Source organism: Pseudomonas sp. S3(2024), assembly GCF_036861315.1.
In the GTDB taxonomy this organism is placed as follows: domain Bacteria; phylum Pseudomonadota; class Gammaproteobacteria; order Pseudomonadales; family Pseudomonadaceae; genus Aquipseudomonas; species Aquipseudomonas putida_A.
On sequence record NZ_JAZAQQ010000006.1, the window covers coordinates 140,624 to 160,532 of the forward strand.

16 protein-coding genes are annotated in these 19,909 nt (G+C 60.4%); 11 read left to right on the plus strand and 5 right to left on the minus strand.

The features are described 5' to 3' along the window. Window positions 1-63: 63 nt before the first annotated feature. From VLA07_RS17135 to VLA07_RS17145, 3 genes are all read right to left on the minus strand, one after another. Window positions 64-1,026 (minus strand): FecR domain-containing protein, encoded by a 963-nt coding sequence (locus tag VLA07_RS17135; protein ID WP_333989846.1) that lies wholly within the window; start codon window positions 1,024-1,026, stop codon window positions 64-66. After that, complete coding sequence (locus VLA07_RS17140; RefSeq protein ID WP_247841794.1) at window positions 1,026-1,535, minus strand: sigma-70 family RNA polymerase sigma factor; 510 nt, start codon at window positions 1,533-1,535, stop codon at window positions 1,026-1,028. Before VLA07_RS17140 ends, VLA07_RS17135 begins: the two co-directional genes overlap by 1 nt. A 95-nt stretch (window positions 1,536-1,630) precedes the next feature. Next, window positions 1,631-2,527: a helix-turn-helix domain-containing protein gene (locus VLA07_RS17145; protein WP_333989848.1), complete on the minus strand. Its 897-nt coding sequence runs from the start codon at window positions 2,525-2,527 to the stop codon at window positions 1,631-1,633. Window positions 2,528-2,688: 161 nt separating this feature from the next. Here VLA07_RS17145 and VLA07_RS17150 point away from each other — a divergent pair, with 161 nt between their 5' ends. From VLA07_RS17150 to VLA07_RS17170, 5 genes are all read left to right on the plus strand, one after another. Then, window positions 2,689-4,047, plus strand: coding sequence for a glutamine synthetase family protein (locus VLA07_RS17150; RefSeq protein WP_027611935.1), 1,359 nt, complete (start codon window positions 2,689-2,691; stop codon window positions 4,045-4,047). 181 nt (window positions 4,048-4,228) lie between these two features. Continuing rightward, the gene (locus VLA07_RS17155; RefSeq protein ID WP_333989850.1) at window positions 4,229-5,317 is read left to right on the plus strand and encodes a polyamine ABC transporter substrate-binding protein; all 1,089 of its coding nucleotides are present in this window, start codon (window positions 4,229-4,231) and stop codon (window positions 5,315-5,317) included. Next, entirely contained in the window at window positions 5,314-6,615 is a 1,302-nt protein-coding gene (locus VLA07_RS17160) for an NAD(P)/FAD-dependent oxidoreductase (RefSeq protein WP_333989852.1), read from the plus strand. The genes VLA07_RS17155 and VLA07_RS17160 overlap by 4 nt, the downstream gene beginning before the upstream one ends. 117 nt (window positions 6,616-6,732) lie before the next feature. Continuing rightward, a complete protein-coding gene (locus VLA07_RS17165; protein ID WP_103367168.1) occupies window positions 6,733-8,388 on the plus strand; it encodes a PqiB family protein in 1,656 nt (551 codons plus the stop codon). Window positions 8,389-8,404: 16 nt separating this feature from the next. Beyond that, entirely contained in the window at window positions 8,405-8,956 is a 552-nt protein-coding gene (locus VLA07_RS17170; protein ID WP_285374146.1) for a PqiC family protein, read from the plus strand. On the opposite strand, the gene VLA07_RS17175 is transcribed toward VLA07_RS17170, so the two are convergent. Then, window positions 8,914-10,224 carry a sensor histidine kinase gene (locus VLA07_RS17175; RefSeq protein WP_333989856.1) on the minus strand — a complete coding sequence of 437 codons (1,311 nt, stop codon included), beginning with the start codon at window positions 10,222-10,224 and terminating at the stop codon, window positions 8,914-8,916. The genes VLA07_RS17170 and VLA07_RS17175 overlap by 43 nt on opposite strands. A gap of 451 nt (window positions 10,225-10,675) precedes the next feature. Between VLA07_RS17175 and VLA07_RS17180 the strand changes: the two genes are divergently transcribed. The 6 genes from VLA07_RS17180 to VLA07_RS17205 all read left to right on the plus strand — a co-directional run bounded on the left by VLA07_RS17180 (window position 10,676) and on the right by VLA07_RS17205 (window position 18,602). Next, the gene (locus tag VLA07_RS17180; RefSeq protein WP_333989859.1) at window positions 10,676-11,218 is read left to right on the plus strand and encodes a histidine phosphatase family protein; all 543 of its coding nucleotides are present in this window, start codon (window positions 10,676-10,678) and stop codon (window positions 11,216-11,218) included. Window positions 11,219-11,512: 294 nt separating this feature from the next. Next, a complete protein-coding gene (gene arnT / locus VLA07_RS17185) occupies window positions 11,513-13,234 on the plus strand; it encodes a lipid IV(A) 4-amino-4-deoxy-L-arabinosyltransferase (protein WP_333989861.1) in 1,722 nt (573 codons plus the stop codon). Further along, on the plus strand, window positions 13,231-14,748 hold the full coding sequence (locus tag VLA07_RS17190) for an ArnT family glycosyltransferase (protein ID WP_333989863.1): 1,518 nt from the start codon (window positions 13,231-13,233) through the stop codon (window positions 14,746-14,748). The genes arnT and VLA07_RS17190 overlap by 4 nt, the downstream gene beginning before the upstream one ends. Window positions 14,749-14,934: 186 nt before the next feature. Further along, window positions 14,935-15,948, plus strand: a complete 1,014-nt coding sequence (locus VLA07_RS17195; protein ID WP_333989865.1) for an iron ABC transporter substrate-binding protein — start codon at window positions 14,935-14,937, stop codon at window positions 15,946-15,948. 3 nt (window positions 15,949-15,951) lie between these two features. After that, window positions 15,952-17,547: an ABC transporter permease gene (locus tag VLA07_RS17200; RefSeq protein WP_097089857.1), complete on the plus strand. Its 1,596-nt coding sequence runs from the start codon at window positions 15,952-15,954 to the stop codon at window positions 17,545-17,547. Continuing rightward, entirely contained in the window at window positions 17,544-18,602 is a 1,059-nt protein-coding gene (locus tag VLA07_RS17205; protein ID WP_333989868.1) for an ABC transporter ATP-binding protein, read from the plus strand. The genes VLA07_RS17200 and VLA07_RS17205 overlap by 4 nt, the downstream gene beginning before the upstream one ends. Here the strand turns inward: VLA07_RS17205 and VLA07_RS17210 are convergent, their stop codons facing one another. Then, entirely contained in the window at window positions 18,603-19,493 is an 891-nt protein-coding gene (locus tag VLA07_RS17210) for a site-specific integrase (RefSeq protein WP_333990221.1), read from the minus strand. Window positions 19,494-19,909 lie beyond the last annotated feature (416 nt).

Here is a 19,909-nt window from a genome sequence, read left to right on the forward strand (position 1 = left end):
AAAAGCTCTCGATTTGGTTCACTTGCCTGGAATGACCAGCGAGGCGAAAAAAAGGGACAGGTCTCAGACTGTTTTTTTGGACTGGGACAATTTTCGCGGAACGAGAGAGACCCAAAAGCGCGTGCGTTTCTGCACGTCGATCGGCAGGCTGGCCGCCAACAGCGAGAGCACTTGATCGGTGTTATCCAGGCGAAAACTGCCGGTGATGCGCAGCGCCTCCAGCTCCGGATCCCAGCGCAGCACGCCAGGGCGGTAACGGCTCAATTCGCGCAGAAAATCCCCCAGCGGCTGGTTCTGCGCCATCAGTACACCGTCGCGCCAGCTCGGCATCGAGACATCAAACGCCCGGACAGCACCCGCGCCAGAAGCCTGCAGCCTGATCTGCTGGCCCTGATCGAGGATCAGCGCCGGCCCGTTTGACGGTTGCAACTGCACCGAGCCACTGACCACCGACACATTGCAGTCACGCTCATTGAGACGCACGCAAATCTCACTGTGACTGACGATGATTCGCCCGTACGGCAGATTGATGATCAGCGCTGAGTTGCCTGGTACATCAAGGGCCATCTCTCCCCGCACCAGTGTCAACTGACCGGCAGCAAGATCCACATTGACGGCGCTGTCGGTATTCAGCTGCAACGAACTGCCATCCGCGAGCCGCAATCGCTTGTGTTCACCCGTGCTGGTGTGCAAATCCGCGCGCCAGACATCCAGCGGCAGTTGCCGACTGATCAACCAGGCAGCCGGCACCAGTGCCGCGATACCAAGCGCGCGTTTCAGCACGGCCCGACGCGCTGCGTCCGGACGATCCAGCGTAGCCATGGCCAGCGCAGAAGGCAGAGCGGAAAACCGTTCGCGCAAGCGCTGGATTTTCTGCCACGCGTGTTCATGCCGGCTATCGCTGTTGCGCCAGACCTGCAATTGCGCATGATCGTCAGCGCCCGCTTCGCCGGACTCAATCAACGCCAGCCAGTGCGCGGCGGCGCGGGCGACTTCGCGGGCTTCATCGCTGGGGGCAACGCGCATCAAAGATCCACCAGCAGACAATGCTCGTAGGCCTGTGCCATGTAACGTTTGACGGTGCGCTCGGACACCTGCAGGCGCTCGGCGATTTCGCGGTATCCGAGGCCTTCAAGCTGACTCCACAAAAACGCCCGGCGCACTGCTCGCGGCAAACCATCAAGCAACTCATCCAGCGCTTGCAGGGTTTCCAGCAGCAGCCAACGCTGCTCGGGCGATGGCACGCACTCCTCCGGCAGTTGCGCGAGGGCTTCGAGGTAGGCTTTTTCCAGACTGCGGCGGGTGTAGAAGTTGCTCAGCAGACGTTTGCCCACGGTCAGCAGATAGGCGCGGGGCTCACGCATGTCGGCAATCGGTTGCGCGCTGCACAGCACGCGCATGAAGGTGTCCTGGCTCAGATCAGCCGCATCCCACGCGTTGCCCATGCGTCGACGCAGCCAGGTTTCCAGCCAGCCTCGGTGATCGCGGTACAGCGCGTGCAGGCTCTGCTCCGATGGCGTGGCGGCTTCAATCATCTCAAGAGACCCTGCGCGAAGTTAGATTCAAATGAGACTGATTCTATTTAACTTCGCTTGGGACACAAAGATCTTTTTGTCCGTGACGGCAATCTCTAGCGTTTCAGCGTCTCGCTCGGCAGCTCTTTGAACAGCGCACGATAACTGCTGGAAAACCGCCCCAGATGCCAGAACGACCAGCGCATCGCCACCTCAGCCACGGTGGTTTCCGTGGGCCGGCGCTTGAGCAATTCGCGGTGTGCACTGTTCAGCCGGCGCAGGCGCAACCAGTGACTCGGGGTCATCCCGGTGTAGGCCTTGAACGCCTGCTGTAATTGCCGCAACGGCACCCCTGCGACCTTCGACAGTTCGAGCAGATTGACGGTGTCTTCCGGCGAATCTGCCGCCCACTCCCCTACTCGCTTCATGATCATCCGTTCTTCGCTACGCCGCTGTAATCCGCCGCGATCAAGACGGGTGTGTGCGTTGTCGAGGATGAACAGGCAGTCTTCGAGTAACTGCTGAGTCAGTGAGTCTTTATCAAACGGATCAACAGCTTGCGACAACTTCGTGAGAGTTGAGCTTAACCAGCGACTGAACAAGGCGTTCTGCCCGCAGTTAAGCGGCGCCATGAACAATCCTTCGAGTCTCGCCACATCCAGACCGTGCTGACGGACGAATTCCGGGCCGAACACCACGGCGATTTCCTGGTAGTTCTCCGGGGTGATCCAGATGTTGCGGCTGTCTTCGTTGAGCAGATACAGCGTGTTGTCGCTGCGATCGAAACAGAAGGCCAAGGCCCCCGATGGCGCGCTGAACGTCTGCTCGACGCGAGTGTTCATCTGTTCTTCGTAGACCTGCACACCCTCCAGGTCCAGATAGCGAATCTGCCCGGCGAAATGCCCGGGAGACATCTGCTGGTAATGCTGGACCCAACCCGGCGTGGCGCGGATCTGTTCACTGATATCAGCGGTATTGAAAGCCTGAACCTGTAGCGGATTACACGTTGTCATGGGAGACCTTGCGCACTCTTTTGGTGCGCTTTGGTGCTGCTTAAAGTGGATAGATGGAACGGCAAGGCACGCCCAAGATAGTCGCCAACGCGCCACAGGGGAAGGGGCGGAAGATGAAACCCGCCCTCCCCGGCGTCTATAAAACCAATAACGAGGTCTCTATGAATGCCCCTTTCGATCAGCTGTTCACGTGGCTGAAAGATCACAAGATTACCGAAGTTGAATGTGTGGTCAGCGACCTGACCGGCATCGCCCGCGGCAAGATCGCACCGACCAACAAGTTCCTGCATGAGCGAGGCATGCGCCTGCCGGAAAGTGTGCTGCTGCAAACGGTAACCGGGGATTTTGTCGACGACGACATCTACTACGACCTGCTCGACCCGGCCGACATCGACATGGTCTGCAAACCGGTGAGCGACGCCGTGTATGTGATTCCATGGGCGATCGAGCCGACCGCCATCGTCATCCACGACACCTTCGACAAGTTCGGCAACCCGATCGAACTGTCGCCGCGCAACGTGCTGAAAAAAGTCCTGCAGCTGTACACCGACAAGGGCTGGAAGCCGATCGTGGCGCCGGAAATGGAGTTCTACCTGACCCAGCGCTGCGAAGACCCGGACCTGCCACTCAAGGCGCCGCTGGGGCGTTCGGGCCGTGCCGAAAGCGGTCGGCAATCGTTCTCGATCGATGCCGCCAACGAATTCGATCCGCTGTTCGAAGACGTCTACGACTGGTGCGAGCTGCAAGGCCTGGATCTGGACACGCTGATCCATGAAGACGGCCCGGCGCAGATGGAAATCAACTTCCGTCACGGCGACGCACTGGATCTGGCCGACCAGATCACCGTGTTCAAACGCACCCTGCGCGAAGCGGCGCTCAAGCACAACGTCACTGCCACGTTCATGGCCAAGCCGATTGGTGACGAACCCGGCAGCGCCATGCACCTGCACCAGAGCGTCGTGGAGATCGCCACCGGCAAGCCGATCTTCGCCAATGCCGACGGCACAATGAGCGAGCTGTTCCGCCATCACATCGGCGGCCTGCAGAAGTACATCCCGAAAGTGCTGCCGATGTTCGCGCCGAACGTGAACTCGTTCCGCCGCTTCCTGCCGGACACTTCGGCACCGGTCAACGTCGAGTGGGGCGAAGAAAACCGCACCGTCGGCCTGCGTGTGCCGACCTCCGGGCCGGAATCCATGCGCGTGGAAAACCGCCTGCCGGGCGCCGATGCCAACCCGTATCTGGCGATCGCCGCGAGCCTGCTGTGTGGCTACATCGGCATGGTCGAAGGCATCGAACCGAGTGCCGCCGTCGAAGGCCGTGCCTACGAACGCCGCAACCTGCGCCTGCCGATCACCATCGAAGACGCGCTGACGCAAATGGAAGAGTGCGACACCGTTGCGCGTTACCTGGGCAACAAATTCGTGCGCGGCTACGTCGCGGTCAAACGCGCCGAGCATGAAAACTTCAAGCGCGTGATCAGCTCCTGGGAGCGCGAGTTCCTGCTGCTGAGCGTCTGATCCATCCCACAAAGCCCCTTCACCTCTATGGGATGGGCTTTTGTGGGAGGGGGCTTGCTCCCGAAAGCGGTCTGTCAGTCACAGAAAATGTTGAATGTGCCGGCCTCTTCGGGAGCAAGCCCCCTCCCACAGGAATTAGCGAACCACCTGAAAAATCCAAAAAATTCGAAGAGGTGTCGATATGCGTCTATTGAAATCCATGGTTCCCGCCGCACTGGCGCTGCTGTGCAGCACCGCAGCCCTGGCCCAGCCACAGGTCAGCGTCTACAACTGGACCGACTACATCGGTGAAACCACCCTCGCCGACTTCCAGGCCAAGACCGGGATCAAGGTGATCTATGACGTGTTCGACTCCAACGAGACCCTGGAAGGCAAACTCCTCGCCGGTCGCACCGGCTACGACGTGGTGGTGCCGTCCAACCACTTTCTCGCCCGTCAGGTAAAAGCCGGCGCGTTCCTCAAACTGGATCGCGAGCAGCTACCGAACTGGAAAAATCTCGACCCGAAATTGCTCGAATTGCTCGAAAAGAACGACCCGGGCAACCAGCACTCGGTACCGTACCTGTGGGGCACCAACGGCATCGGCTACAACGTCGACAAGGTCAAGGCTGTGCTCGGCATCGATCACATCGATTCCTGGGCCGTGCTGTTCGAGCCGGAAAACCTGAAGAAACTCACCCAGTGTGGCGTGTCGATGATGGACTCGGCGGACGAAGTGTTCCCGGCGATCCTCAACTACATGGGCATGGACCCACGCAGCGAGAACCCGGAAGACTATAAAAAGGCCGAAGCGAAACTGCTGAGCATTCGCCCGTACATCACCTATTTCCACTCCTCGAAATACGTTTCCGATCTGGCCAATGGCGACATCTGCGTAGCCTTCGGCTACTCCGGCGACGTGTTCCAGGCGGCCAACCGCGCCAAGGAAGCCAAGAACGGGGTGAACATCGCTTATGCGATTCCGAAGGAAGGCGCCAACCTGTGGTTCGACCTGCTGGCGATCCCGGCCGACGCCAGCAACACCAAGGAAGCCCACGCCTTCATCAATTACCTGCTCGATCCGCAAGTGATTGCCAAGGTCAGCGCTTCGGTCGGTTACGCCAACCCGAACCCGGCCGCCAAGCAGTACATGGATCAGGCGCTGGTGAACAATCCCGAGGTCTACCCGTCCCAGGCAGTGCTGGAAAAGCTCTACATCTCCTCTACCCCGCCCCAGTCGATCATGCGTCTGATGACCCGGTCCTGGAGCAAAGTGAAGTCGAACAAATGAATCAGTACAGCAAAGAACACGCCCGCTCCTATTACGCGGCTTCGGCCCGGGCCAGCGCGCCTTGGCCGACACTCGACGGTGATCTCAGCGCCGATGTCTGCGTGATCGGCGGCGGCTTCACCGGGGTCAACACTGCCATCGAACTGGCCCAGCGCGGGCTGTCGGTGGTGTTGATCGAAGCCCGGCGTATCGGCTGGGGCGCCAGCGGGCGCAACGGCGGTCAGTTGATTCGCGGCATCGGTCACGAGGTCGAAGGCTTTGCCCGTTACGTCGGCAACGAAGGCGTACGGTATCTGCAACGCGCCGGCATCGATTCGGTGGAACTGGTGCGCCAGCGCATCACCGAGAACGCCATCGAGTGCGACCTGCGCTGGGGCTTCTGCGAGCTGGCCAACACTCCGGCGCAATTCGCAGCGTTCAAGGACGAACAGGTCAGCCTCGACGAACTCGGTTATCAACACCAGACCCGTCTGGTCGGCCCGGAGCTGATCCGTCGGCAAGTGGTCAACGCCGACATCTACACGGGTGGTCTGATCGACATGGGCTCCGGCCATCTGCACCCGCTGGATCTGGTGCAAGGCGAAGCGCGTCTGGCGGCGTCCCTCGGTGTGCGAATCTTCGAGCAAAGCCCGGTACTGCAGATCATTCATGGCGAAACCGTTGAAGTGCGCTGCGCCAGCGGCAGCGTCCGCGCCGGCAGTCTGGTGCTCGGTTGCAATGCGCATCTGGATGAACTCGAACAGCAACTCAGCGGCAAGGTCCTGCCCGCCGGCAGTTACATCATCGCCACCGAGCCGCTGTCCGAGGCGCGCGCCGCGCAATTGATCCCGCACAACCTCGCGTTGTGCGACCAGAAAGTCGGCCTCGATTACTACCGGCTTTCAGCGGATCGACGCCTGCTATTTGGCGGCGCCTGCCATTATTCCGGGCGCGATCCGGCGGACATCGCCGCCTACATGCGCCCGAAGATGCTCAAGGTCTTCCCGCAACTGGCGGACGTGCACATCGACTATCAATGGGGTGGCAAGATCGGCATCACCGCCAACCGTTTCCCGCAGGTCGGCCGGCTCAAGCAGCAGCCGAACGTGTTCTACGCTCAGGGTTACTCCGGGCACGGCCTCAACGTCACGCACTGGTGCGCCAAGCTGCTGGGCGAAGCGATTCACGCCGGCCACAGTCAGGGCATGGACGTATTCAGCGCGGTACCGCACATGACCTTCCCCGGCGGCCCGGCCTTGCGTTCGCCGCTGCTGGCACTGGGCATGTTCTGGTATCGCCTGCGTGAAATCCTCGGCTGAGGCATCCACCACGTAACCATCTCCTCGCTTATTTGCTCTATCGCCAAGCACTTCTATATTGATGAAGTGCTTTTGCGTTCCTGACGCTCAGCATCCACAAAACCGAGGAGGACATGGATGAAGTCGTCAGCCGCCGATGAGCCACGAGCACCGGGCCAAGCGCCGATCAAGACGCGTCGCTTCGGTATTTCACTGGTGTGGATCGTGCCGATCGTCGCGGTGTTGGTCGGTATTTCGCTGGTGGTGCACAACCTGATGCAGGAAGGCCCGACCATCGTCGTCAACTTCAAGACCGGCAGCGGCCTGACCGCCAACAAGACCGAGGTCAAATACCGCAATGTGGTGATCGGTCAGGTGACTGACGTCGAGTTGAGCGGCGATCAGAAGAGCGTCGACGCGACGATTAAACTGGCCAAGCAGGCCGAAACCTTTACCCGCGAAGACTCACACTTCTGGGTCGTGCGCCCGCGCATCGGCGCTGGTGGTGTGTCGGGCATCGACACCCTGCTCTCCGGCGACTACATCGGCGCCGACATCGGCCAGTCCGACAGCCGCGCCAAACACTTCAAGGGCCTGGAGAATCCGCCGCCGATCACCTACGGCGAACCGGGCAAGCGCTTCATGCTGCACGCGCCGGATCTCGGTTCGCTGGACATCGGTTCGCCGGTTTACTACCGCAAGATTCCGGTCGGCCAGGTCGTGACCTACACCCTCAATCCCGAGGGCAAGGGCGTGGACATCGAAGTGTTCATTCACTCGCCAAACGACGCGTTCGTCACCGAAAACACCCGGTTCTGGAACGCCAGCGGCATCGACATCAATGTCGGCGCCAACGGCTTTGCGGTGAAAACCGAATCGCTATCGACCATGCTGGTCGGCGGCATTGCCTTCCGCGCCCCGGACTACAGCCCCAACGACGTTGCCGCCGCCGACGACAAGGATTTCGAACTGTTCGCCGATCAGCAGACCGCCCTCGCCCCGCCCAACGGCAAGGCGCAATACATGGTGCTGCGTTTCGAGCAGTCCTTGCGCGGGCTCAAGGTCGATGCGCCGGTGGAATTTCTCGGCATGGAAATTGGCCGGGTGGTCGGCATCAATCTCGATTTCGACGCTAAAAAACGCAGCTTCCCGCTTAACGTCGGCATCGTCATTTACCCGCAGCGCCTCGGTCAGGCCTACAAGAAAATGCTCACCGAATTCAAGCATGACCCCGACGACGAAGCCGCCGGCATTCGTTTGCTCGGCACCTTCGTCGACAATGGTCTGCGCGCCCAGGCCCGCAGCGGCAACCTGCTGACCGGGCAGTTGTACATCGCGCTGGACTTCTTCCCGAAAGCCGAGAAAGTCGCGTTCGACGCGACGGCCCGGCCGGTGGTCTTGCCAACCGTGCCCGGCAGCCTCGAACAGTTGCAGGAAAAACTCGAAGCCGTGGTCGACAAGCTCAACAAACTGCCGGTCGAACGGATTGCCGGCAACCTCGACAGCAACCTCGTCGAGCTGCGCAAAGGCCTGACCCAGTTCAACGCGAAAACCCTGCCAAGCGTGCAGACCACCCTGGCCGACGTCAGCAAGACCTTGCAGTCCGCCAGCTCGACCCTGGCCGAAGATTCGCCACAGCGCGAGAAACTCACCGAGACCCTCGACGAACTCGGGCGCATGTCGCGTTCGCTGCGTGAGCTGTCGGATTATCTCGGTCGCCATCCGGAATCGCTGATTCGCGGTCGTCCCGACAACGCGGCGCCGCTGGATCTGAAAGGACCGCCGCGCAATTGAGCACAGGAGCTCCCCCATGGCTTTACCGCTGAAGATCACCGTGCTGGCTGCGTTCATGCTGCTTGGCGCCTGCCGCAGCGAGCCGATCAACTTTCACACCCTGACCCCGGTGCAACTGCCGGCGTCCCGCTCGGGCGCGCAGATTCCGATCGAGGGGATCAGCGTGCCGCCACAAGTCGACCGCCCGCAAATCGTCATCCGTCAGGGCAACAACGGCCTGGCGATTCTGGAAACCCAGTGGTGGGGGGCGAGTCTGGCGGATGAGCTGCGCAGTGCCTTGAACGATCAACTGAGCAATACCGGCAGTCGCGGCAACGTCTCGGTGCGCATCGATGTGCAGCGTTTCGACTCGATCCCCGGCCAGTACGGACTGATCGACGTCAAATGGCGCCTGCGTCCCAGCGGTGCGGCGGACAATGCTCTGCTGACCTGCCATTCAACCTTGCAAACTCCGTCCGGCCCGAGCATCGACGACCTGGTGGCCGCGCAACAGAACAACGTCAAACGCCTGGCTGCATTGATCAATCAAGCGGCAGGTAATTCTCGCGTCTGCCCGTCGGCCTCCTGAGTCGCCACCAGCGTGACGGTGAAACGGCAGCCGTTGGGTTCGCGAGTCACCAACTGAACCTGCCAGCGCTGATGGCTACAGATTCGCTGCACCAGCGACAACCCCAGCCCAAGGCCTTCACCGCGCTGTTCGTCACCGCGCACGAATGGCTGGAACATCGCATGACGTTTCTCTTCCGGAATACCGATGCCGCTGTCCTCGACCACAAAGCTGTCCTTGAGCAGGGTCAAGCGGACAAAGCCCTGATCGGTGTAGTGCCAGGCGTTGCGCAACAGATTGCCCATGACCGACTGCAGAAACGTCAGGTCATAGAACGTGCTGCCCGCCAGTTGCGGCTCGTAGATGAATTCCAGCCCCTTTTCACGAATCAGTCGCCCCCAGATTTCCACTTGGGCGTCGGCGATCGATTTGAGTGTGCAAGTGGATTCGGTGCCAAGCTCTTCCGGCTTGCGCGCCAGCATCAAGAAGGTTTCGACCAGTTGGCGCATTTCAGCGCTGGCCCGGGCAATGCGTTTGACCTGCTGAGTGGAACGCGGATCCAGCGAAGGGTTGGCCAGCAACAGCTCGCAGGAGCTGGCCAGAATCATCAACGGTGTGCGCAGTTCGTGGCTGACGTCGCTGGTGAAGAGCTTTTCCCGATTCAGGGTTTCGCGTAACCGGCCGAGTGTCTGGTCAAAAGACAGGGCCAACTCCCCTACTTCATCATCGGCGTAATCCGGATGCAGGGCCGGCGCCAGCGCGATCAACTGATCACGATGTCGCACCTGCCCCGCCAGGCGAATCACCGGCGCCATGACCTGCCGCGCCAGCAGCCTGCCGAGCGCGACGGCCAGCATGACGCTGAGGATGAACCCGACAATCACCACCACGAACAGCAAGTGCTCGCGCTGTTCGAAGCTTTCCTGATTGCGCAGCAGCACATATTTGCGGCCGCCGACTGCCTCGACCATCGCGTAGAAATCGTCACCGTTGAAGGTGATCTCCTGAAACCCCTGGGGCAGTGCTGCCAGTTGTGGCGTCAGCGCCATTGGGCCTGGACCGTTCTCGAAAAAAAACAGTTCGCTCTTTTCCGGCTCGTGACGCCATTGGTTGATGTCGTCCATCGCCAACAACCGGCGCAGTCCACCGCTGAGGGCGGTCATGGTCAGCTTGTGCTCTACGACATGCACCGTGGCCACAATGCCCAACGCGAAGACACCGGCCACCACCGCGCTCATCAAGGCGAACACAATCACAATCCGATTGGCGAGGCTTTGCTTGAGGTCCATCCGGTTCAATGACTCCAGTGCTGATGTCAGGGCTGCAAGGGGCGGCGCGACGACGTTGACCAATATTCGCAGCTTCGCCTTGCCCGGCGTTGTTGTTAAGTGTTTAAAACAAACAAAACGGGTATTTGAGTTTGTTTATCAAATAGCCGTTTTAGTTAACACACGCCGGACCTCGCAAATTTTTCACATGTTCTTCACTGCTCCGCCACGACTCTGAACGTAGTGTTCAGCAGCCATTCAAGTAGACCACCGTAAAGTAACTAACCTCCTGGAGCTTACGTTGCACTGTGCGTGTACTGAGTGGATCTCGGGAATGACAAGGGGCAACGTCGTGGTTGAATTAGTACACGTACAATCAGCGTCCAGGCGATGGGATCTGTCTCGTCCGCGCACCTGGGCAATCATTGCTGTCGGTTTGCTGTTGATTACACTGATTTGCGGCTTCGTCTGGATGCAACGTTCGCCCGCCAACCTGCGCTATGCGAGTGCGTCGGCTACCCTGGAATGGGTGAAGGCCTGGCAGGCCGGTGAGGTCGTCGCACTGGTGCGACATACCGAACGTTGCGACCGCTCGACCAATCCCTGTCTGGGGCCGGCAGACGGTATCACCCAGGCTGGCAGCATTGCTGCAGCCCAGGTAGGCCGTGGCTTTACGAAACTGGGCCTGGAAAAAACCCAGTTGTTCAGCAGCCCGTTGACGCGCACCCTGCAGACTGCGCATTACATGCTCGGCCACGATGCCGTGACGGCGGAATGGCTGGAAACCTGTGGCCCGACGATGCGCAATGAATTGGTGGCGCACAAGACCCCGGGACAGAACATGATTCTGGTAACCCACAGCGGCTGCATTGCCGACTTCGAACGGCAGACCGGCTACCCGCGCGCGGTCGCCGCCGAATATGGCAGCACTGTTTTGGCCCGGATAGATGCGCAAGGAAAACTTGAAGTAATTGGCCTCATGAATCCCGAAGGCTGGCAACGACTGGCCAAGTAATCATCAAACTTAGTCGAGAACAAACGGCTCGGCCAATGCTCTGGCACAGGGTATCGGCGTGTATGAAATTTGTAATAAGAAATGTTTTTTACTTTCCCGAACTGGAAAAAATTAATTTTAAAGCTTGTCTTCTCGAGGAGAACTTAACGCTGGAAGCAGACCCGTTCTCTGAGTGCAGGACACGCCCATCGGCCGTGCTCGCCTCTGCATTCATTCAACCCAGTGCCGCACCTGCAACGGAAATTGCCGGGCCGTCACTGAAACGCACACTTTGTACTGCACCAAGGTCCAGTCATGACGTCTGAGAACAAACCGCTGCACCATGCAGCGCTGAATTTGCCGCGCCTCCACCAGAGCTCCCTGATCGAGCGTTTTGCGATACCCGGTCTGGTGCTGGCATTCGTGGTGTTTTATCTGCTGCCGCTGATGACTCACGGTCTGTGGATTCCCGATGAAACCCGTTATGGGCAGATCAGCCAGGAAATGCTGCAGAGCGGCAACTGGGTGGCGCCGCACTTCATGGGCATTCGCTACTTTGAAAAACCGATCGCCGGCTACTGGATGATCGCTATCGGTCAGGCCATTTTCGGCGAGAACCTGTTCGGCGTGCGCATCGCCTCGGCACTCAGCTCCGGAGTTAGCGTGTGGCTGGCCTATCTGCTGGCCCGGCGCCTGTGGAACAACCCGCGAATCAGCGCCGCGTGCGCCCTCCTTTATATGAGCTTCGGCCTGATCGCAGGACAAGCCGGCTATGCCAACCTCGATCCGCAGTTCACCTTGTGGGTCAACCTGAGTCTGGGGGCGATCTGGTTTGCCATCGACAGCAACACCCCGCGCGCGCGGCTGGGCGGCTGGGCTTTGTTGGGATTTGCCTGCGGCATGGGCCTGATGACCAAAGGTTTCCTCGCCCTGATGCTGCCGGTGCTGATCGCCCTGCCCTACATGATCTGGCGACGGCGCTTCGGTGAACTGGTGCGTTATGGACTGGTTGCCGTAGCGGTGGCCGCGCTGGTCAGCGTGCCATGGGCACTGGCCGTGCATGCCCGTGAACCGGATTTCTGGCGGTTCTTCTTCTGGCACGAACACATCCGCCGCTTCGCCGCCGGTGAAGACGCACAGCACGCACGACCATGGTGGTTCTACCTGCCACTGCTGTTTGCCTCCACCTTGCCGTGGGCACTGCTGTTGCCTTCGACGCTGCTGCGTACCTGGCGGGAAAAGCGCGATCCGAAAATCGCCTTCCTCGCCTTGTGGTTCCTGCTGCCGCTGGCGTTTTTCAGCGCGAGCAGCGGCAAACTGCCGACTTACATCATGCCGTGCCTGCTGCCGTTGGCCTTGCTGATGGGCTACACGCTGATGGGCTGGCTTGAGCGCCAGAACGGCCGCGTCTTGCGCATCAACGGTGTGGTCAACGTAGTGCTGGCCATCGCCGCACTGATCGCGCTGATTTATCTGCAAGCGACCCGTGAAATTTACCAACACACCGAAATGTTCAGCCTGTCGCTGGGCTATATCGTGCTGCTCGGCTGGCTGATTGCCGGATCGCTGCAAGCCTTGCGCCCTCTGGCGCTGTGGGCAATGCCGGCGTTGGGCATCGGCCTGCTCGTCGCATTGCTGCCGGCCGCGATGCCGGCGACCATCGTCAACAGCAAGATGCCGGATCAGTTCATTGCCGAACATCAGCAGGAACTGAGCGAAACCAGCTCGTTGCTGAGTAACGACCTGGGCGCTGCGTCGGCACTGTCTTGGCGTTTGCGTCGCCCGCAAGTCGACCTGTTCAACACCGTTGGCGAGCTCAAATACGGCCTCGATGACCCGGCCATGGCCTCACGCAAGGTCAGCCTCGACGGCGTAAGTGAGTGGATGACCGAGGCGCGCAAAAAAGGCTCGGTGGGCGTGGTGATGCGCGTCAACAGCACCTCTGACGAGCAACAACTGGAGCTGCTGCCGATCGATGGTCAGCACTTCCGGCGCGGCAACCTGGAAATCTTTATCTTTGCCCAGAGCAAACCATGACCGCAGACAAAAAAGATCGGGGCGCGTTGCTGCTTCTGCTGGCCGCAACTGCCCTGCTGTTATTGCTCGGTCTGGGCAGTCGCGAGCTGTGGGGGCCGGAAACCCGCTGGGCCAACATCGCCTTGCAGATGCTGCAAAGCGGCGACTATTTCGATCCCTATCTCAAAGGCAGTCCTTATTACGACAAACCGCTGCTGTCGTACTGGCTGATCACCGCCACCTCGTGGTTCACCGGCGGACTGGGGCACTGGTCGTTGCGTCTGTCTTCGGTGATTTCCGCGTGGTTCAGCGTGTGGCTGGTGTATCTGCTTGGCGAGCAACTGTTTCGCAAAGGCACCGGGCTGATCGCCGGCTGGATGCTCGCGACCACCTTCTATTTCGTGTTCTGGGCGCGAGTCGCCACCGCCGACATTCTCACCGTCTGCGGCGTGCTGGCGGCCGTCTGGTGGTACTGGCGCGGCCCGGATGACACCCGCTTCTGGCGCTACGTGGTGTTCTTCGGCTTGCTGTCGCTGACCTCGCTGTTCAAAGGCCTGATCGGTTTCATCCTGCCGGGGCTGGTGCTGCTGCCGCACCTGCTCAGCGAACACCGCTGGAAACGCCACCTGAACCTGCGACTGTTCGGCGCGCTATTGATCGCCGGGGCGTTTTACATGGCGCCGTTCCTGTTGTCCCACCTCTACGGTGCGCCCAACTACGAACAAAGCGGCCTCGGCCTGGTACTGCGTGAAAACGTTGTGCGGTTTTTCCAGCCGTTCGATCAGTTCGGGCCGATTTACACCTACTTGATCTACCTGCCGGTTTACACCCTGCCCTGGGCACCGTGCTGGTTGATCGCCTTGTGGGTGGCCGCGCGCAACTGGAAGCACATCGAACCGGATACCCGCTGGCTGATTCAAGGGCTCGCGCTGCTGATGCTGTTCTTCACCGCCAGTGGCAGTCGCCGCAGCTATTACGTCTTGCCGCTGGTGCCCTTCGCGCAATTGCTGGGTGCCTGGTGGGTGACCCGGCGCATGGCCGCCCGAAACAGCGAAGGCCGTGGGCTGAAGCTCGGCTTCGCTGTCACCACTGTGTTGCTCGCTGCGGTACTGGGTGTGCTTTACCCATGGACCAACAGCGGCGGCGGTGTCATCCGCTTCGGCGAGCAGGTTCGCGAACAGGCCAGTCAGCAGGCACCATTGAATCAATGGCGCATGGTCATGATCGAGGTCGACAACAAAGTACCGATGTACCTGCAAACCGGTGGTGCACCGTTCTACTACGTGCCGGAAACGATCGAGGACTTCCCGCACAATGGCGACACAGCGACGCTGATCGCCTGGCTGGAAAGGACCAGCGGGGAACACTGGGATCCGCAACGCACGATTTTCGTGGCGCAATACCGTTCCGGTGACGCCGTGCCACTGGATGCGCTGAAGGCTGATCATCAGGTCATCACCACCACCCCGACCCGTGGCGAACAGGTATTCCACGGGCGTGCAGACCAGAGCGTGGCTTACATTCCCCACTCCTGAGCAATGACGTTAAGACAAAAGGAGAGAGTCGCGGTAAATTTGAATGGCAATGACAAGTATTAACGGCTTCTTTGACGTTTTTTTCTCATTTGCCACCCTACATTGCCGCGACTCGACACTTGCAAATCGTTCGCATTGTTTCCTGCGAGGGTTTGCTCATAACGTCTGAAAACAGGAGCTGCCCGAATGAATCCACGCTTTCCATCCTTCTTCAAGCGCGCATTGCTGGCCACTGCGTTGCTCGGCACCGGACAGGCTTTTGCCGCCGATTCGGTGGGTCTGGTGGTCTACAACGCGCAGCATGAAACGCTGACCAAGGCCTGGGTGGCCGGCTTCACCGAGGAAACCGGCATTCCGGTGACCATTCGCAACGGCGATGACACCGAGATGGGCAACCAGCTCGTGCAGGAAGGCGCCGCCTCGCCGGCAGACGTATTCCTCACCGAAAACTCGCCGGCGATGGTGCTGGTGGACAACGCCAAACTGTTCGCCCCGCTGGCGCCCGCTACCCTTGAGCAAGTCGATTCCGCCTACCGTCCGGCCCACGGCAATTGGGTCGGCATCGCCGCCCGCTCCACCGTGTTCGTCTACAACCCAAGCAAACTGACTGAAAAGGACTTGCCCAAATCCCTGTTCGACCTCGCCACCCCGGCCTGGAAAGGCCGTTGGGCCGCCTCCCCGGCTGGCGCGGACTTCCAGGCGATCGTCGCCGCCGTCCTGCAACAGAAAGGTGAAGCTGCCACGCTGGAATGGCTCAAGGGCATGAAGACCAACGCCACGATCTATCGCGGCAACAGTGCGGTGCTCAAAGCGGTGAACGCCGGACAGATCGACAGCGGCGTGATCTATCACTATTACAGCTTCGTTGATCAGTCCAAGACCGGCGAAAACAGCAAAAACACCAAGCTGTACTACTTCAAACATCAGGATCCGGGCGCGTTCGTCAGTACCTCCGGCGCCGGCGTGCTGGCCTCGAGCAAGCATCAGGATGAAGCGCAGAAGTTCGTCAAATACATCACCAGCAAGGAAGGTCAGGAAGTTCTCGAAACCGGCACCTCCTTCGAATACGCCGTGGGTAAAGACGCGCCGTCCAATCCGAAGCTGACTCCGCTGAAAACCCTCGACGCGCCGAAAGTCGATGCGTCGACCCTCGACAGCAAAAAAGCCGTCGAGCTGATGACCCAGGCCGGATTGCTCTAAGTGATGCCCGAAACCTTGCCTGCACCGGCCGTTGCGACGGCCGCCGCCAGCCTCATTCACCCGCCCCGCACGCTGGCCGGGCGTGGCAGTTCGTGGGTGGTGAGCTCGGCGGTGCTGGTGTCGTTGTTGTCCCTGCTGCCGATCGCGTTCGTGATCGGCGTGGCGTGGTACACCGGCTGGGCAACCATCGAAGCCCTGATCTTTCGCCCGCGGGTCGGCGAATTGCTGATCAACACCGTGCTGCTGGTGCTGATCACCCTGCCGCTGTGCATCCTGCTCGGAACCACCCTGGCCTGGCTGACCGAACGCAGCAACCTGCCCGGCCGACGCCTGTGGTCAGTGCTGGCGGTGGCTCCGCTGGCCGTGCCGGCGTTCGTCCACAGTTATGCGTGGGTCAGCCTGATTCCGTCGATCCACGGTCTGCCGGCCGGTGTGCTGGTGTCGGTGATCGCCTATTTCCCGTTTCTGTATTTGCCGATTGCCGCGACCTTGCGTCGTCTCGATCCGGCGATTGAAGACGTCGCGCAATCCTTGGGACTCAAGCCATGGGCGGTGTTCTTTCGGGTGGTGTTGCCCCAACTGCGCCTGGCAATCTGCGGTGGCGCGTTGTTGGTCGGTCTGCATTTGCTGGCCGAGTACGGCTTGTACGCGATGATCCGTTTCGACACCTTCACCACGGCGATCTTCGATCAGTTCAAATCGACGTTTAACGGCCCGGCGGCCAACATGCTCGCTGGCGTTCTGGCGCTGTGCTGTCTGGCGATGCTCACCGCCGAATCTGCCGCCCGTGGCAACGCCCGCTATGCGCGAGTCGGTTCCGGCAGCGCCCGGGACCAGCGCAGCGTGCAACTGGGGCGTGGCGCGACAACTCTGGCGTTACTGTTGCAAACCCTGACCTGCCTGCTGGCCCTCGGTGTGCCGTTGCTCACGCTGGGCCGCTGGCTGGTGGCCGGTGGTGTGCAGGTCTGGCAAGGTGACGAGTTGCTGCCGGCGCTGCTGCAAACCTTGTCTTACGGAGTGGCCGGCGCATTGCTGACCAGTGTCGCGGCGATTCCCATCGCGTGGCTGTCGATCCGCTCGCCGGGCAAACTGCAGCGCTTGCTGGAAGGCTGCAATTACATCACCAGTTCACTGCCCGGCATTGTCGTTGCTTTGGCGCTGGTCACCGTGACCATTCATTTCGCCCGGCCGATCTACCAGACCACCATCACGGTGCTCTTGGCCTATCTGCTGATGTTCCTGCCCCGGGCGCTGGTCAGCCTGCGCGCCGGTTTCGCACAGGCCCCGGTCGAGCTGGAAAACATCGCGCAAAGCCTTGGCCGCTCGCCGATACGCGCATTGTGGCTGATCACCGTACGCCTGGCGGCCCCCGGCGCGGCGGCAGGTGCGGCACTGGTGTTCCTGGCAATCACCAATGAACTGACCGCAACCCTGCTGCTCGCGCCCAACGGCACACGCACCCTCGCCACCGGTTTCTGGGCGATGACCAGCGAAATCGATTACGCCGCCGCCGCGCCCTACGCGTTCTTGATGATCCTGCTTTCACTGCCGCTGACGGCCATTCTCTATCACCAATCCAGGCGTACCGCTGGCCGATGAACGCTCTCGAACTGCTCAACCTCAGTAAAACCTTCGGCGCGCAGAAGGCGCTCGACGACGTCAGCCTCAACGTGCCGACCGGCAGCCGCACGGTGATCGTCGGCCCCTCCGGTTCCGGCAAGACCACGCTGTTGCGGATGATCGCCGGCTTCGAGTTTCCCGACAGCGGCAGCCTCACCCTCAACGGCCAGACGCTGGTCGACCGCAGCCACGCAGTGCCGGCCTATCAACGGCAGATCGGCTACGTCCCGCAGGACGGCGCGTTGTTCCCGCACATGACGGTGGCGGCGAACATCGGTTTCGGCCTGGCCCTGACCGGTGCGGCCCGCACCCAGCGCATCCTTGAGTTGATGGACAGCGTCGCCCTCGACGCCAACATGGCCAACCGTTGGCCCCACGAATTGTCCGGTGGCCAGCAACAGCGGGTCTCGCTGGCCCGCGCTCTGGCGCAGCAACCACGGCTGATGCTGCTCGACGAGCCGTTCTCCGCCCTCGACACCGGTTTGCGCAGAGCCATGCGCAAAATGGTCGCACGCCTGCTCGAAGACGCCGGCGTCACTACCATTCTGGTGACCCACGACCAGAGTGAAGCGTTGTCGTTTGCCGATCAATTGGCGGTGATGCGCAGCGGCCGGCTGGTGCAGTCCGGGCATCCGATGGATCTCTATCGCTATCCGGAGGATGAACAGACCGCGCACTTTCTCGGCGAAGCGGTGGTCCTGCCCGCGCGAATCGAGGCGGGTTGGGCGCATTGCGATCTGGGTCCGGTGGCAGTGAACAGCAACGGCTTCAGCGGCGCTGCACAGATCATGCTGCGTCCTGAACAATTGCAGATCGCCGAGGTGGCGTCTGACGGTCAAAGCTGCCCTGCGCTGGTCACCGACCGCGATTTTGCCGGCAACACCTGCACCCTGACCGTTGAACTGAGCTCATCCGCGACTCAGGATCCGCCCCGTTCGATTCTGGTGCGCAGCTCCGGCATGCACGCGCCGCCCGCCGGCAGCGCGGTGCAGCTGTCGGTACTCGGTGCGGCGCATGTGTTTGGCCTGAGCTGATCAGAGATCGAAGCGATCCACCGCCCGCCGCCGCTCGTTGTCATCGCGCACATCGTAGTTGGCGGTGGTCTGGATGTTGCTGTGATGCGCCAGTTTCTGCGCGATCGACAGGTCGTGCTCCTCGATCACCCGAGTGATGAACGAGCGACGAAAGTCGTGGGGCATGATCTTCACCCCGACCTGCGTGCCACGCTGACGGGCGATGTAGTAGATCGCGTGTTTGGTGATGCGCTCGCGGGTGATGTGGCTGCCACGGCGAATGCGGTTGAACAGGAAGGCATCGTCGCTCTCGCCTTCCTTGAGCTGTGAACGGCGTAGTTCGAGCCACGCGTCGAGCTTGCTGAACGCCCATGCCGGCGCGTACTTGATCAACTGCTTGTTGCCCTTGGCGGTGACGCACAGGCTGCGCTCGCTGAAATCAACCTGATTCAGATCCAGGTCCACCGATTCCGACTTGCGCATGCCGGTGCCGTACAGCAACGCGATGATTGCCGCATCACGCAGGCCCTGCGGGCGTGGGTCGGCGGCGCAGACTTCCATCAATTCGTGAATCAGCGTGCGCTTGAGATTGCGCCCCTGAGACAGCCGCGTGCCGGCGATGCCCTTGACCGAACGCATCTTCAACAGATGTTCCTGGCTGATCAGACTCATGCGCCAGGCCTCATTCATCACCCCGCGCACCGCATTCACATACAACGAAGAAGTGTTGGGCGCGTAGTTGTCTGCGCGTAATGCAGCGACCAGCGCTACAACATCTTCCGGTTGCAAGGCATGCCAGGGAATCTCTTCGACATTCATGTCTTCAAAGCCCAGGCGATCGGCCGCATCTTGCAGCACGTAACGCATGGTCAATTGGCTGGAAGGCGCCAAACGCGCGATGTACAGGCTCATCGGGTTGGTTTTTGGAGCGTCAGGGGTTGCAGCAACTAAATCAATCAAACGTTAAACCTTGAGTAAAAAATGTACAGCACTACAACAACTAACAAATGCAATGTACTTGAAGTAAAGAAGGTACTTGAGCGGCACTGTCCGACAAAAAACTGCGATGGACGGCAGAAGCCTGAACAGCGGCTGTATAAGTGACAGATAAACGATTCGCCAACCGGTTTTTCATGTTCCTTTCACAAAAACCGGCATAACCTTAATTCCCATAGGTTCGGTAGTGGCTATGCCCCAACCTGCCGGGCAAATCGTGAAAAGTCAATCAATCCCCGACGTCATGCTTTTTTTGCCAAGTTATTGATGCAGGAGCGCTTTTCTGTGTCTACGCTGAGGCTGGATCCAATAACCGCGTGAATCCATCCTTT

Bases quoted from the DNA above. Each gene is read 5' to 3' on its own strand.
- VLA07_RS17145 (WP_333989848.1), bottom strand. From the start codon at position 2,527: ATGACAACGTGTAATCCGCTACAGGTTCAGGCTTTCAATACCGCTGAT.
- VLA07_RS17150 (WP_027611935.1), top strand. From the start codon at position 2,689: ATGAATGCCCCTTTCGATCAGCTGTTCACGTGGCTGAAAGATCACAAG.
- VLA07_RS17180 (WP_333989859.1), top strand. From the start codon at position 10,676: ATGCAACGTTCGCCCGCCAACCTGCGCTATGCGAGTGCGTCGGCTACC.
- VLA07_RS17140 (WP_247841794.1), bottom strand. From the start codon at position 1,535: ATGATTGAAGCCGCCACGCCATCGGAGCAGAGCCTGCACGCGCTGTAC.
- VLA07_RS17170 (WP_285374146.1), top strand. From the start codon at position 8,405: ATGGCTTTACCGCTGAAGATCACCGTGCTGGCTGCGTTCATGCTGCTT.
- VLA07_RS17190 (WP_333989863.1), top strand. From the start codon at position 13,231: ATGACCGCAGACAAAAAAGATCGGGGCGCGTTGCTGCTTCTGCTGGCC.
- VLA07_RS17155 (WP_333989850.1), top strand. From the start codon at position 4,229: ATGCGTCTATTGAAATCCATGGTTCCCGCCGCACTGGCGCTGCTGTGC.
- VLA07_RS17135 (WP_333989846.1), bottom strand. From the start codon at position 1,026: ATGCGCGTTGCCCCCAGCGATGAAGCCCGCGAAGTCGCCCGCGCCGCC.
- VLA07_RS17175 (WP_333989856.1), bottom strand. From the start codon at position 10,224: ATGGACCTCAAGCAAAGCCTCGCCAATCGGATTGTGATTGTGTTCGCC.
- VLA07_RS17160 (WP_333989852.1), top strand. From the start codon at position 5,314: ATGAATCAGTACAGCAAAGAACACGCCCGCTCCTATTACGCGGCTTCG.
- VLA07_RS17200 (WP_097089857.1), top strand. From the start codon at position 15,952: ATGCCCGAAACCTTGCCTGCACCGGCCGTTGCGACGGCCGCCGCCAGC.
- VLA07_RS17210 (WP_333990221.1), bottom strand. From the start codon at position 19,493: ATGAGCCTGTACATCGCGCGTTTGGCGCCTTCCAGCCAATTGACCATG.
- VLA07_RS17205 (WP_333989868.1), top strand. From the start codon at position 17,544: ATGAACGCTCTCGAACTGCTCAACCTCAGTAAAACCTTCGGCGCGCAG.
- VLA07_RS17195 (WP_333989865.1), top strand. From the start codon at position 14,935: ATGAATCCACGCTTTCCATCCTTCTTCAAGCGCGCATTGCTGGCCACT.
- arnT (WP_333989861.1), top strand. From the start codon at position 11,513: ATGACGTCTGAGAACAAACCGCTGCACCATGCAGCGCTGAATTTGCCG.
- VLA07_RS17165 (WP_103367168.1), top strand. From the start codon at position 6,733: ATGAAGTCGTCAGCCGCCGATGAGCCACGAGCACCGGGCCAAGCGCCG.